Origin of the sequence: Micromonospora sp. H61 (assembly GCF_018070325.1) — a bacterium.
Taxonomy (GTDB): Bacteria; Actinomycetota; Actinomycetes; order Mycobacteriales; family Micromonosporaceae; genus Micromonospora; species Micromonospora salmantinae.
The window spans coordinates 17,516-30,956 of the sequence record NZ_JAGPXY010000074.1; the positions used below are offsets into that span (position 1 = coordinate 17,516).

Annotated in this window: 13 protein-coding genes and 1 pseudogene; 8 read left to right on the forward strand and 6 right to left on the reverse strand. The window is 71.4% G+C overall.

Going from position 1 to position 13,441, the window contains the following annotated elements:
* Positions 1 to 11: 11 nt before the first annotated feature.
* Positions 12 to 1,046: a LacI family DNA-binding transcriptional regulator gene (locus tag KBX08_RS27155; RefSeq protein WP_210786173.1), complete on the reverse strand. Its 1,035-nt coding sequence runs from the start codon at positions 1,044 to 1,046 to the stop codon at positions 12 to 14.
* A gap of 133 nt (positions 1,047 to 1,179) precedes the next feature.
* Here KBX08_RS27155 and KBX08_RS27160 point away from each other — a divergent pair, with 133 nt between their 5' ends.
* The 4 genes from KBX08_RS27160 to KBX08_RS27175 all read left to right on the forward strand — a co-directional run bounded on the left by KBX08_RS27160 (position 1,180) and on the right by KBX08_RS27175 (position 5,526).
* On the forward strand, positions 1,180 to 2,127 hold the full coding sequence (locus tag KBX08_RS27160; RefSeq protein ID WP_210786174.1) for a LamG-like jellyroll fold domain-containing protein: 948 nt from the start codon (positions 1,180 to 1,182) through the stop codon (positions 2,125 to 2,127).
* Between the two features lie 37 nt (positions 2,128 to 2,164).
* The gene (locus tag KBX08_RS27165; protein ID WP_210786175.1) at positions 2,165 to 4,267 is read left to right on the forward strand and encodes a sorbosone dehydrogenase family protein; all 2,103 of its coding nucleotides are present in this window, start codon (positions 2,165 to 2,167) and stop codon (positions 4,265 to 4,267) included.
* Between the two features lie 102 nt (positions 4,268 to 4,369).
* A complete protein-coding gene (locus KBX08_RS27170; protein ID WP_210786176.1) occupies positions 4,370 to 4,840 on the forward strand; it encodes a molybdenum cofactor biosysynthesis protein in 471 nt (156 codons plus the stop codon).
* 158 nt (positions 4,841 to 4,998) lie between these two features.
* Complete coding sequence (locus tag KBX08_RS27175) at positions 4,999 to 5,526, forward strand: SUKH-4 family immunity protein (RefSeq protein WP_210786177.1); 528 nt, start codon at positions 4,999 to 5,001, stop codon at positions 5,524 to 5,526.
* Between the two features lies 1 nt (position 5,527).
* Here KBX08_RS27175 and KBX08_RS27180 read toward each other — a convergent pair whose 3' ends face one another.
* From KBX08_RS27180 to KBX08_RS27190, 3 genes are all read right to left on the reverse strand, one after another.
* Complete coding sequence (locus tag KBX08_RS27180) at positions 5,528 to 5,905, reverse strand: nuclear transport factor 2 family protein (RefSeq protein WP_210786178.1); 378 nt, start codon at positions 5,903 to 5,905, stop codon at positions 5,528 to 5,530.
* Between the two features lie 105 nt (positions 5,906 to 6,010).
* Positions 6,011 to 6,559, reverse strand: coding sequence for an ATP-binding protein (locus KBX08_RS27185; RefSeq protein ID WP_307850662.1), 549 nt, complete (start codon positions 6,557 to 6,559; stop codon positions 6,011 to 6,013).
* Between the two features lie 100 nt (positions 6,560 to 6,659).
* A complete protein-coding gene (locus tag KBX08_RS27190) occupies positions 6,660 to 6,992 on the reverse strand; it encodes a nuclear transport factor 2 family protein (RefSeq protein WP_210786179.1) in 333 nt (110 codons plus the stop codon).
* A 180-nt stretch (positions 6,993 to 7,172) separates the two neighbouring features.
* Between KBX08_RS27190 and KBX08_RS27195 the strand changes: the two genes are divergently transcribed.
* Together KBX08_RS27195 and KBX08_RS27200 are read left to right on the forward strand one after the other, a co-directional pair.
* The gene (locus KBX08_RS27195; RefSeq protein WP_196923406.1) at positions 7,173 to 7,559 is read left to right on the forward strand and encodes a DUF2267 domain-containing protein; all 387 of its coding nucleotides are present in this window, start codon (positions 7,173 to 7,175) and stop codon (positions 7,557 to 7,559) included.
* 172 nt (positions 7,560 to 7,731) lie between these two features.
* Positions 7,732 to 8,691 carry a hypothetical protein gene (locus KBX08_RS27200; RefSeq protein WP_247670139.1) on the forward strand — a complete coding sequence of 320 codons (960 nt, stop codon included), beginning with the start codon at positions 7,732 to 7,734 and terminating at the stop codon, positions 8,689 to 8,691.
* 74 nt (positions 8,692 to 8,765) lie between these two features.
* Here the strand turns inward: KBX08_RS27200 and KBX08_RS27205 are convergent, their stop codons facing one another.
* On the reverse strand, positions 8,766 to 11,171 hold the full coding sequence (locus KBX08_RS27205) for a ricin-type beta-trefoil lectin domain protein (RefSeq protein WP_210786181.1): 2,406 nt from the start codon (positions 11,169 to 11,171) through the stop codon (positions 8,766 to 8,768).
* Between the two features lie 248 nt (positions 11,172 to 11,419).
* Complete coding sequence (locus KBX08_RS27210; RefSeq protein ID WP_210786182.1) at positions 11,420 to 12,286, reverse strand: copper resistance protein CopC; 867 nt, start codon at positions 12,284 to 12,286, stop codon at positions 11,420 to 11,422.
* A 103-nt stretch (positions 12,287 to 12,389) separates the two neighbouring features.
* Here KBX08_RS27210 and KBX08_RS34500 point away from each other — a divergent pair, with 103 nt between their 5' ends.
* Positions 12,390 to 12,866: a hypothetical protein gene (locus tag KBX08_RS34500; protein WP_210786183.1), complete on the forward strand. Its 477-nt coding sequence runs from the start codon at positions 12,390 to 12,392 to the stop codon at positions 12,864 to 12,866.
* Positions 12,867 to 12,871: 5 nt separating this feature from the next.
* Positions 12,872 to 13,441, forward strand: a pseudogene (locus KBX08_RS27220) (hypothetical protein); the annotation flags it as partial.

A 13,441-nucleotide genomic window follows, 5' to 3' on the forward strand; every position in this document is an offset into this window, starting at 1 on the left:
GGTGGCGTCGGTCAGGTCCTCGGTGCGGGCCCGGTCGAGTCGCGGACGACCAGCAGGTGTCCGGTGGGACGGCGGCGGGGTCGTGTCGTGCGCGGCTTGAGCGCGAGGGTGAGTGCCGTGCGGCCCATCTCGGTCATCGGCAGGCGGATGGTGGTGAGGCTGGGCGCGAGGTCGGCCGCCACGGAGACGTCGTCGAAGCCGACCACTGACATTCGCGCGGGCACCGGCACGCGGCGGGACCGCAACGTCGACAGCACGCCCATGGCCATCACGTCGTTGAGCGCGACGATCGCCGTCGTCTCGGGATGCTCGTTGAGGATTTGCTCGGCGGCGGCACGCCCCCCGCCGCGGGTGAAGTCGCTGTGCACGACGACGAGGTCGGCGGGGGAGCGCCCGCGCTGCCGCAGGGCCGACGACACTCCGTCCAGCCGGTCGGCGACCGTGGTGAGGCCGGCGCTGCCCGCGGCGACAGCGATCCGCCGGTGGCCGAGATCCATCAGGTGCTGGGCGAGCGCGTGGCCGCCGGCCTCGTTGTCCGGCAGGACGGTGTCGACACCGAGCGCGTGCCGTCCGATGGCGGCGGCCCGTCCGCCGTGGTCCTGGAACGCGGCCAGCTCGGCGCGGGCCGCGCTCTCCATCCGTGGGTCGTCGTAGCCGGAGCCACTGATCAGGACGATGCCGACCCGCTGGGCGATCAGGTGGCGCAGCTGTTGCAGCTCGTAGTCGGGGTCGCGGCCGGACTGGCAGATCTGCACGAGCAGCCCCTGCTCGGCGGCGAGCTGGATGACCCCGGCGGCGATCTCGGCGAAGTACGGGTCGTCGACCTGATGGACGATCAACCCCACAGTGGAGGTGGCCCCGCCGGCCAGGGTGCGGGCGTACGGGTTGGCCACGTAGCCCAGTTCACGGGCGATCTGCCGGATCCGGTCGGCCACCTCGGTGCTGACCCCCGCACGTCCGGTGAGGGCGCGGGAGGCGGTCGCCAGCGAGACGGCGGCGTGTTCGGCGACGTCCACAAGGCGCGGCCGCCGGCTGGCCCTGGGCATCCGCAATCCTCCGGAAACATCCATGCCATCCGATCTGTTGCGAGTGGCGTCGATCGAAGCCTAGGGTACGTAAGCGCTTTCGTAAGCGCTTACGTGACCGGCATCCGGCATGCCGCGAAACGAGGTGACAGCCATGTCCAGGGCCCGACGAGCGGCCGTCTCCCTCCTGGCGATCGGCGCACTGACCGGCGCCAGCGCGCCACCGGCCCAGGCGGATCGCAGCATCCCGTCCGACGTCCACCCGGCGCTGCGCGCGCACCTGGTCGCCGCGTACGACTTCGACCACCCGGTGCCCGGCGACCCCGCCCTCGAACGCGACCAGGGGCGTTCCGGCACCGAGATCGAGCTGATCAACGGCGGTGCCGCCATGCGGGTGCCGGACCGCGCCTACCGGGGCAGCCGCAACGCGGTGCAGACCCGGCAGGTCGCCCCCGCCGTCGCCGGCAACGACGACTGGAAGGCCGGCACCTGGTCGGCCAGTGGGGTGCGGACCCTGCGTGCCTTCAGCGCCACCGCCGGCACCACGGTCATGGGCTGGTTCAAGCTGAACACGGACAGCCCGCTACCCAACTCCACCACCGCCGACCCGAACGACAGGTACAACGCGATCGGGCTGGCCGGAGTGCTGACCGGCGACTCCGACGGCCACGGCGTCCGCGCCCTGCTGGAGCTGATCGACGTCGACGGGGAGTTGCGTCTCGTCGCGCTCGGCCGGCGGCTCGACGGCGGCAACTCGCAGACCTTCGCCGCCACCCGGAACTGGCGCGAGCTGCTGCCGGTGGGGGAGTGGGTGCACCTGGCCGCCACCTTCGACTTCAACACCGGCGCGCTCGCCCTCTACCGCAACGGCGAACCGGTGGACGGCTTCTACACCCGCACCGACGACCCGTGGCTGGTGTCCGGGCCGGGCCCGCACGTGACCACCGCGTCCGACCCCCGGGGCATCAAGATCGGCGGCAGCTTTCCCCAGGACACCCTTGAGCGCAACCCGTGCGACTGCCGGATGGACGGCCTGATGTTCCTCGACAGTGTGGTCTCCGCGAACGACGTACGGAGGCAGTACCGCCACCTTGCCCGCTGACCACCCTCGGCACCGTCCCACCGAGAAGGAGACACGCGTGCGCACCCAGCACCGCCGCGCCGGCACCGTCCGCCGGCCCACAGTGAGGGCCGGCCTCACCGCCCTCGTGCTGATCCTGTCCACACTGGTCGCCTCGCCCGCGCGAGCCGCCGACGCGGTCGACGACCCGATCCCCGAGATGCCGGTCCAGTCCCGACTCGGGCTGGTCCTCAGCGAGTACGCCAGCTTCCCGCAGTCGTACCCCACGCCGGCGCCGACCGACGCGCGGCTCATGCGTACCGCCCGGATCAACACCATCATGGAGGTGCCCGACGGCTCCGGCCGGCGGGCGGTGCCCGACCTCAACGGCAGCCTCTACCTGGTCGAGAGCGGGGTGCCGCACGTCTACCTGGACGTGGCCGCGACGTTCGCGCCGCGGTTCTTCTCCGGTCGCGGGCTCGGCCAGGGCTTCGGGTACGTCGCGTTCCACCCGGAGTTCGGGGTGAACGGCCGGTTCTACACCATCCACACCGAGTTGGCCTCGACGACGACCGTCACCCCGGACTACGCCCAGCCCAACACGCTCTTCCACGGTGTCATCACCGAGTGGACGGCGACCGATCCGGCCGCTCCCATCTTCGCCGGTACGCACCGGGAGGTGCTGCGCATCGGCTTCGGCGGCCAGGTGCACGGCATCCAGGAGATCAACTTCAACCCCACGGCCAAGCGCCACGACCGCGACTACGGCCTGCTGTACCTCGCCGTCGGCGACGGTGGCCAGGGTGCCCGCAACACCGACCCGCAGAACCTGGCCCTGCCGCACGGCAAGCTGCTGCGGATCGACCCCCGGGGCACCAACTCCGCGAACGGGCGCTACGGCATCCCGCCCGCGAACCCCTTCGTCGGCCGGGCCGGCGCGCTCGGCGAGCTCTACGCGGTGGGTTTCCGCGACCCGCACCGGTTCAGCTGGGACCGGGCGACCGGCCGGATGTACCTCGGGCACATCGGTGAACACGCAGTCGAGGCGATCTACGAGGTCCGTGCCGGGGACAACTTCGGCTGGAGCGAGCGCGAGGGTTCCTTCGTCTTCGACAAGGCGGCCACGAACCCCTGCGACCGGCTGCTCCCGCTGCCCGCCGACGACGACAGGTACGGCTACACCTACCCGGTCGCCGCGTACGACCACGACCCCGCCGCCGGTTGGAACTGCACCGACGACGTCGGTGTCGCGGTGGCCGGCGGGTTCGTCTACCGGGGGCGGGCGCTGCCCGCGCTGCGCGGCAAGTACGTCTTCGGCGACCTGGTCGACGGCCGGGTGCTCTACACCGAGGCCAACGAGATGCGCCGGGGCCGAGGGCTGGCCACGATCCACCAGCTCGCGCTCTTCGACGCGGCGGGCACCCCGGTCCGGATGCGCGACCTGTCCGCACCGGGCGCGCCCGGTGACCCCAACCGGGTGGACCTGCGCTTTGGCACCGACGCCACCGGTGAGCTCTACGTCGTCGCGAAGGCCAACGGAAAGGTCTGGAAGGTGACCGGTACCCGGGAGTTCGCCAGCGGTGACGTCGGGGACGTCACAGTCCGTCGCACCACGGGCGCCGCGAGCTGGGCGCCGGTGACGCCGGCGAAGTGGCAGTTCACCGGCGACCAGGTCATCCTGGCCGAGGCCGGGGAGAGCCGGCCGGGTCCGCGCCGGCCCTTCGAGTACGCAGTGCTGACCAACGGCCCGGCGTGGTCGTCGGTGCGGGTCGACGCCCAGGTACGACTCGACACGCCGGTGGAAATCACCAACCGGGACGTGATCATCGTCTTCGGCTGGCGCTCGGACACCGAGTTCTACTACGCCCACCTCTCCACCGACAACACGATCTATCCGCACAACGGCATCTTCAAGGTGAACAACGCCGACCGGGAACGCATCGACCACCAGTGGAACGGCCGCTCCCGGGGCGCCAACCCGGCGATCACCGATGCCGACTGGCACCGGGTTCGGGTGGTGCACCTGCCGTCCACCGGTGAGATCGCCGTCTACGTCGACGGGCACCGGGACCCGCTGCTGACCGCGAAGGACACCACGTTCGGCTCGGGCCGGGTCGGCTTCGGCTCGTTCGACAACGTGGGCCGACTGCGCAACCTGACCGTCACCGGCACGCCGGCCTGAACCGGGTCACGGTGGGGACGGCGACGGCTCACGCCGCCGTCCCCACCGGCTCATCCGTCGACCTGCCCCGGCGGGCCCGGTCCGGTTCGTAGAATTCCTGCCATGCCGGAGATCGTCGAGTTGCTGGCCTCGCCCGTGCACCGCTTCCTGGGCCGGCCCGCCGACGGCCCGGCACCGGCCCCGCCCGGCGAGCTGGTCGACGTGGTCCGGATCCGGGCCGGCCTCGGCATCGTCGGCGACCGGTACTTCGGCCAGCAGGCACACCGCGACGCCAGCGTCACCGTCATCGCCCAGGAGTCGCTGCCGGTCGGCATCGGCCTGGCCGAGGTGCGGCGCAACATCCTCACCACCGGGATCGCCGTGGACGAGCTGATCGGCAGGGTGCTGGTGCTGGACTCCGGCGACGGCCCGGTCAGCCTGCGGGTCAACCGGGCGGCCCGACCGTGCGCCTGGATGGACGTCACCGTCGGTCCGGGGACGTGGAAGGCGCTGCGTACCACCGGCGGCATCCGCTGTACGCCCCTCAACGACGGCACCCTGCGCGTCGGCGCGATCGACGCCGTCGTGAGCTGAGGAAAGGACTCGACGGTGACGGCCCGGCTGGTCGATTCGGCGAGGTGACGCTCTGGCGAGCTGGTGCGTGGTAGAACCAAACCGCGCAGCGGCTCGCAGGTCTCCGGGCAGCCGGGGGCGATGCCGGACGGGACCTCATCCGAAACAGAGGTGGTGCGTTGAACCTCGAGCTGCGGCAGCTCATCGAGGAGCTGCGGGCTGAGCTGGCCGATGTGCCGGACAGCCTGGCCTACGCCGAGTTCGGCGAGGGGGCGGCCATCGACGCCGTACCGGCGGGGCTCCCGGCCGGCCTGCGCGACCTCCTGCTGGTGGCCGACGGGCTGCGGGCGGGTCGGGTCGAGCTGGTGTCCTCGTCGACCCTCGCGGGGATGCAGTACCACCTGGAATACGCGCCGGACTTCTCGTCCATTCCGCAGGACCGGGCGGGCTGGCTGGTGGTCGGCGTCCGCAGCGACGAGCCGATCTTCATGGATCGCGGCACGGGAGCGATCTGGTACTTCCCGCCCACCGGCACCGAGTGGTTCATGTCCGACGCGTTCGAGGAGCTCGCCCCCGACGTGGAATCCTTCGTGGACTACTACCTGCTGGGGCCGGGCTACGCCGACCTGACCCCCGCCGACGACCGGTGGTTCGCGTTCCTCGACGAGCAGGGCCTGCTCGACGAGGACGACGAGGACGGCGGATGAGTCAGACCGGGCTGATGTGTGCGGCCAGGACCCGCCAGCCGTGCGGGTCGTCGTGGACCCACGTCCGGGTGTAGCGCAGCCGCGCAGCGAATGGCACCCCCTCGGAGACGCCGGACACCCGGCCCAGGAAGAACGTCACCCCCGTCGCTCCGACGACGAGCAGGTCCAGCTCCTCCTCCACCAACTCCTCGACGCTCAAGCGGCGGTCCCGGTGGGAGGCCAGGTCGTCCTGCTTGCTGTGGGTACGCCCGTCCGGGCCGACCGCGATCAGCTGGTCGACCAGCAGCTGATCGAGGGCGGCGACGTCACCGGCCCGTTGGGCGGCCTGCAGGGTGCGCTCGGCGTCGAGCAGCTCAGCCTCGCGTGCGCTGTCCGGCATCGTGGCGTCCTCCCGTTCTGGTCCGACCCGGTGCCACCGTCGGCCCGGGCTGTCCGCATTGTGGCAGCCAACCCGACCCGGGTGGGTAGGGATCGCCGCCGACGTTCACAGACTCAGGCGAATCCGTACGACGGTCTCCCCGGGACTGGTGAGCACCGCTACCTCGTCACAGATCTGCTCCACGATCGCCAGCCCGCGACCCCGTACCGAGTCGGCGGCCGGCATGCTCCGGCCGAACGCCCGCGTCGGCCCCTGGTCGACCACGTCGCAGAACAGCTGATCCGGCTCTGCCCAGAGCCGTACCCAGCCGCCGCCGGTGGTGTGCTGCAACGTGTTGGTGGCCAGCTCGCTGACCGCCAGCGTCAACAGCTCCACCCGCTCGGCCGACAGGCCACGGGCCAGCGCCCCGGCGCTGACGAACGCGCGCAGCGCTCGTATGTCGGTCGCCAGCTGATACGCCATGGTGTCCGCCGCGTGGGTGGGGACACTCTGCTCGGCCACGGTCTCCCGTCGCTCGCCCCGCATCAGCCCGCCCGGTGCGGCTGCCCGGCCAGCGGCACCGCGTTCCGCGCGGGTGTCGTGGTCGTGCGAGCCTCGAAGTGCGCCATCGGGCAGCCGGAACCCTTCTCGTAGCGACAGCTGTTGTCGCCACATCATGTCACCCACTGCCCTCTTGACTGTCTCGTCCGTTCGGCGGTTGATCACCTGCGGGCGGGTCCGACCAGCCTCGCGGCCTCGGCAGCGGAACCCGCCGTCAGGGACGGATGTCCAGGGCGCCGATCAGCCCGTCGCGCAGCGTGAACCGGTACCGCAGCTCGATCGGGCTGCCGGGGAAGTCACCGGACACCCGGGTGACGGCCAGGTACGAGTCGCCGGCCTGCGCCGTGACCCGGACCGGCTCCGCCGTGTACGAGTAGGCGTCCATCGTCTTCTGTCGCCAGGCGCGGATCGAGGCCCGCCCGTCGTACAGGCGGTCCTCGTCGGCGACGCTCGCGGTGTCCGCGAAACAGGCGACGAAGGCGTCCAGGTCCCGGTCGTTGACGGCCCGGAAGTACCGGTCGATCACGTCGGGCAGGTCGAGGGCCATCTGCTCCTCCTGCGGCACGGGCCGCCGTCGGGCAGCCGTCGGGTTCCCGGTCCGACCTCACCGTACGAGAAGCCGACGGCACCGCGCGGAGCAACCAGCAGAACCATCCCGCTGCGGTTGCCGGGTTTGCTGCCGGTGGGCCCGGGTAGCCACGCGTTTCCGAAAGCGAAGGGCGGGGGCATGGCCGAGCTGGCGTTCGTCGACAAGGTTGCGGCACGGGCGGGTCTCCCGCCGGAGCAGGCGCGCCCGCTCACCGAGGCGGTCCTGCGGACCCTCACCGAGCGGCTCAGCGGCGGGGAGGCGGGCGCGTTGGCCCCCCACCTGGCCGACGAGCTGAGCCCGCTGCTGGTCAAGGCCGCCGAGCCGCCGGAAACGTTCGGCTACGACGAGTTCCTGCGCCGGGTGGCCGACCGCGCCGGGATCGACCGTCCGGCCGCCGAGCGCGGCACCCGCGCGGTGCTCCAGACGATGCACCGCGTGGTCGGGCACCGGGAGTTCGAGGACGCCCTCGCCCAACTCCCGGCGGACCTGCGGGCGCTGGCGCAACCGCTGCCGCACGGCCCCTGACCGACGCCCCCACCGCCGCGCGCCTCGGGCGTCGTGACCGTTCGGTCCCTGGCGCCGCACCACGACAGCGGATCTACTGTGCGTTACCGATCGAACGCGCAGTGGTGGTGCCCCCGCGCCCGTCCGCCGGGTCGTCGCCGCTCCGATCCGAGGAGCGTCCCCCTTGGCGTCCATGGTGTCCCCGCGTCCCCTGCTGACCGCAGCGACGACAGTCGTCGTGCTGATCACCCTCGCTCCCGCTCCCGCCACCGCGTCCCCGCACAGCTATCGGGTCGTCGACCTCGGCACCCTGAGCGGGGGTGACGGCGCTGCGACGGCGATGAACGACCGCGGCGACATCGTCGGCTGGAGCACCGTCGCGGGCGGCGCCCGGCACGCCGTGCTCTGGCGCCACGGTGTCATCACCGACCTGGGCGTGCTACCTGGCGACACGGATTCCAGCGCCGTGGACGTCAACGAGTTCGGTGACGTGGCGATCACCTCCTTCGGCTCGGACTACCTGACCCGCGCGGTGCTCTGGCGCGACGGTCAGCTCCACGACCTGGGCACGCTGGGCGGGGAGAACAGCGTGGCGATCGGCGTCAACGACCGGCGGCAGGTGCTCGGCACCAGCGAACCGGCCGGCGACATGCCGCACCGCTTCCTGTGGCGCAACGGGGTCTTCACCGACCTGGGTCGGGAGTACTTCTACGAGTTCACCACCGACTTCAACAACGCGGGCGACGTGGTGGGCGGGTTCAATGTGCCGCCGCAGGACTACCCGTGCACCTGCGTCGGTGGCCGGCTGCGCGACGGGGTGTTCACGCAGATCGGCAGCGAGGCCCTCGGGGTCAACAACCGGGGCCAGGTGGTGGGCGCGGCGAACGGGCGGGCGTTCCGCTGGCAGAACGGGACGTTGACCGACCTCGGCACGCTCGGTGGCTACTGGAGCCGCGCCACCGCGATCAACGACCGGGGCGAGGTGGTGGGCCAGAGCACCACCACCGCGGCGTGGCGTCCGTTCCTCTGGCGCAACGGGGTGATGACCGACCTGACCACCCGGGGGGTGTGGGAGACCGACTCGATCGAGGACATCAACATCCGGGGCCATCTCGTCGGCGCCCGGGGGAACCGGCCGGTGCTGTTCCGCTGAGCGGAGATCTTCGCGCCGCGAACGGCCGGGGCGCGGCCTGACCCGCCGGTCAGACCGCGCCCCTTCGTCCGAGGTCAGCCGGTTACCCCGCTACTGACCACCCACTTCTGATGTGCGCCGCCCGCGTACGTGCCGAGCTGGATCTGGGTACGGTCGGCGCTGCTACCGCCGGCGGCCTCCAGAACCTTGCCGGACTGCGGGTTGCGGATCGACCCGTCGGCCTGCGGCTGCCAGACCTGCGCGGCGGTGCCGTTGCAGGTCCAGAGCTGAACCTTCGTGCCGTTGGCGGTGCCACCGTTGTCCACGTCCAGACACTTGCCCAGCACCCGGTACGTGTCGCCGACCTTCGTCCACGACTGCGCGGTGGTGCCGTTGCAGGTCCAGAGCTGGATCTTCGTGCCGTCGGCGGTGCCAGCGTTGTCGACGTCCAGGCACTTGCCGCCGACGCCGGTGATGGTGCCGCCGGTCGGCGGCGGGGGACTGCCCGGGATCGAGTTGAGCGTGTACCACGCCTCGGTGCTCCACAGGGACTCGCCGCTGGTGGAGGTGAACGGGCGCGGCGAGCGCAGGTGCACCACGCGGCCGGCCTTGCGACCGGGCACCGTGAGGCTGACCTTCTTGCCGTCCGCCGAGAGGGTGGCCGAGGTGACGGTCAGCGTCTCCTCGTCGATCTTCGGCCCGCCGTAGTTCGACGTCGCCACGTACCGCCACTGCTTGAGCTTGTAGCGCGCGGCCAGCTCGGCGGCGGTCGCCGTCGACACCGGCTGGGTGTACTCCACCTCGAAGCCGGTCGTGGTGGCGCGCATCGCGAGCATCTCGAACGTGGTGGCGGTGTTCGGGGTGAGCTTCTGCAGGCCGTACGACAGTTTGCCGGTCTGCCCCCAGTTGCCGCCCGCGCCGAGCCCACCGACGTAGATCGCGCCGTCCGGGCCGACGTTGACCTCGGAGACACCCGCCTCCAGGCCCTGGGTGAGCCGGAACAGCGCACCCTGGTACTCGCCGTTGACCTTCTCCACATTCGCCCGTTGCAGGCCGCCGTAGGTCACGTCACCGATGACGAACTGGCCGGCGTAGCGACCGCTGGTCAGGTAGAGCGGCGTGCTGGGCGAGTTGGCGATCTCGTTCTGCGGCATCCACAGCACCGGCTGCGTGACCGGAGCGGTGTCGAACGGACCCGCCGGGTTCGTGAAGTGGTTGAAGAACCGGCCCTGCTTGACGTGCACCAGCTTCGACGAGGGCAGCCAGCCGCCCTGGTTGTCGGTGACGAAGATGCCGCCCTCCGGGCCCCAGCCGATGCCGTGTGGCGTCCGTAGGCCGCCGGCGACGTAGCTGACCGCGCCGGTGTCCCTGTTGACCTTGAGGGTGGTGCCCCGGTTGGTCGCGGGCTGCGGGTTGGTGGTGGCGCCGCCAGAGTTGATCGACACCGACAGGTTCAGATAGAAGAACCCGTCCTGGTAGAGCAGGCCGAACGCGAACTCGTGGAAGTTGCCGCCGTACGGCCAGGTGGCGACGGTCTCCAGGCGCTCGGCCACCTCGTCACCGCCGGTGTTCACCAGCCGGGTCAACCGCTGCTTCTCGGTCACGTAGACCACCCCGTCGACGACCTTGAGCCCCATCGGTTCCTTGAGGCCGCCGGCGATCTTCTTGGTGGTCACGTTGCCCGGGGTTGTCGACCCGCCGGTGTTGCCGAGGATCCAGACCTCGCCGTCCTGCGAGGTGCCGGACTGGTCGCTGCCGCCCCAGGTGCTGACGACCAGCCGGCCGTCGGCCAGCCAGTCCATGCCGGTGACCTTCGGCTGGAAGCCGCTGGGCCGCAGGTTGGTCACTGTGTAGCCGGGGTGTACGCCGGTCAGCGGCAGGCCGTCGCCGGGGGTGTCGGAGACACCCTCGCACTCCTTGCGCCCGGGTGCGGTCACCCGGACCACGCCGGCGTCGGTGCTCAGCGCCGAGTTCGGTACGACCACGAAGGTCGACGAACCGGGAGTCTTCCACTCCAGCGTGATCTGCTGCCCGCCCCCACGCTCGAAGTGGTCGATGCGCAGCGCGTGAAGGCCGGCGGTGAGGGTGACGGTGCCCTCCTTCGGCGGGGTCGCACCGTGCAGGCCGTCATGGTTGATCACTACGGCGTTGTCGATCGACAGCTTGGAGCCGTCGTCGCTGCTGAGCCGGAAGGTGTGGCTGCCGGCCTGGGTGGTGGTGATGTTGCCGAGCACCTGCGAGACGAAGTTGTCCTCGAAGCCGAAGTCGGCCGCCGAGGTCCAGTTGATGGTGGACATCAGCTTGTCGACGTTCGGGGTCTGGGCGGGCTTGAGCGTGCACAGCTCGGACAGCGGCACCTGCACGTCGAAGACGCGCAGCGTGACACCCGGTTCCTGTGCGGGAGCGGCGTTGGCGGGGACGGCCCAGAGACCGGCGGCGAGGACGAGTGCCAGCGCACCCAGGACGGGATGGTGGAGTCGGCGTAGCAGGCGTGTGCCCATCGTTCCTCCAGGAGGCAGTGGAGTGTCCGACGGCCGGCGTGGATCAGCGGTGAGGATGGCCGTCGGCCCGGCTCCGTAACGTCCTCGACGCCGACGAGTGACGTTGCGGAAACACCGGGTGGATGGCTCGGAACATTAAGGCGTTTCGATTGGACTGTCCATGGCTTCGCCTCGATACATCAAAAGTTTCCTATGTCCGTGCGAAAGTTCGCCACCGTACGCGAAGAGTGCCCGGCTATTGCGACTGTCTAACGCCGTCCGCGCCGCGCCGGACCGCCGGCTCGATTGCCGCTCTTCCGGGTCGGGTTGGCAGACGTGCGGGTTGCGGCTCCGCCCCGGCCCGCCCCGCCGACGGATCGGCGATCCACAGTGGCGGCTCCGCGCGCCGCGGGCCGACGACGGGCGGCCACCAGCACGATCGCCGAGACCACAACGACGATCAGGGCCGGGACCAACCAGGCCGGAAAGCCGTCCCCGCGTTGCTCCGGCGTGGCGCCGGCCGGATCGTCCGCCGCAGCGCCGGTAGGGGCGACCGGGCTGCCGGTGGCCCCCGGGTTGGTCGATCCCTCGCCCTCGGCCTGGGCGAGCAGCGCCGGATCCGGCCCCGCCGTGGGCGCCGACCAGCCGGCCGGGGCCGGCGTGCCCGGGCCCTGGTAGTCGAAGGTCACCTCGCCCCGCACCGCCTCACCGTCCGAGGCGACCGAGAGGTAGCTGGCGGTGTAGCGACCCTTCGCCGGCCAGTGCGCGACGGTAACCATGGCCGGGAAGCCGGTGTGGTAGAGCCGTGGCTCGAACACGCCGTTGACCATGAAGTACTCGGTGACCGGCTTGTCCAGTCGCTTCGGCTCACCGTAGGACCACCCGTTGTCCACTCGCGACCCGTCCGGACCGCTGATGGCGAAATGCGCGTTGGACGCCGGCTTCTCGGTGAAGTACAACGCCAACTGGGTCAGCGGCTCGCGTACGACAGTGCCCTTCAGCGGGGTGGAGGTCGCCAGCTGGCCGTGCGCGGACGCCGGGGCGACAGGCAGCAGCAACGACACCACAAGGGTCGCCGCCAGCGCCGCCACGACACGGCTCAGGACCCTACGCACAGTGACCAGCTTCGATCGCATTCGTTCATCATGGTCATTTCCCCGGCACCGAACAAGACGTAGAGTTCTCCTCCCCGACGATCAACCCGACACCCGTCCTCCTCGCGTCGTTCGGAGTCCGCCCGTGTTCGTCAGTACCCCCGCCACCCGGACCGCCGCCGCCCTCGCCGCCGCCACCCTCGGCGCCCTGCTCCTCGCCGGTTGCGGGCAGGACGACAACCCCTCGCTGACCACCCCCTCGCCGGGGCCCACGTCCGTCGCCCCGTCGAGCGCCACCCCCACCGCGCCGACCCCGACGGCCACCGGCACGCCCAGCGCCTCCGCCAGCACCGCCGCGGTGGACCAACAGATCACCGTCACGATCGCGAAGAAGCGGGTCGATCCGCCGACCGGACGGGTAACCGTCAGTAAGGGCCAGCTGGTCCGGATCACCGTCACCTCCGACGTGGCCGACGAGTTGCACGTGCACGGCTACGACCTGGGCGCCCGGCTGCCGGCCGGCACGCCCGGCTCGGTGGAGTTCCGCGCCGACAAGACCGGGCTGTTCGAGGTGGAGACGCACGACTCCGAGCTGGTGCTCTTCCAGCTCGTCGTCCGCTGAACGACATGACGGCCGCTCCCACGCTGCTGGCACACGGCGTCGGTGGCCGCCAGGACCTGCCGATCACGCTGCCGCAGCTCGTCGTCGCCGCCGCGCTGACCCTCGTCGTCACGTTCGTGGCGCTGGGCCTGCTCTGGCGCGAACCCCGGCTCGACCGGGACGCCGCCGGCGGTCGCCCGGTGCCTCGCTGGCTCGCCCGACTCGTCGACGCGCCCGCGTTGCGGTGGGCGCTGCGCGGGCTCGGCCTGCTCGCCGCCGCCTGGTTCTGCCTCGGTCTGCTGGGCGGCCCCGACACCGCTGACAACCCGACCGCCGGCGCACTCTACGTGCTGCTCTGGGTCGGGCTGGCCCCGCTGTCGCTGCTGCTCGGCCCGATCTGGCAGGCGGTCAACCCGCTGCGCACGGTGCACCTGCTCGCGGCGCTGGCGGCGCGGCGCGACCCGAACCGTGGGCTCCGTGAGCTGCCCGACAGCGTCGGCTGGTGGCCGGCCGCCGCCACAGTGTTCGGGTTCGTCTGGCTGGAACTGGTGGCCCCCGACCGGGCCACCCTGCCGGTCTTCACCGCCTGGCTGGCC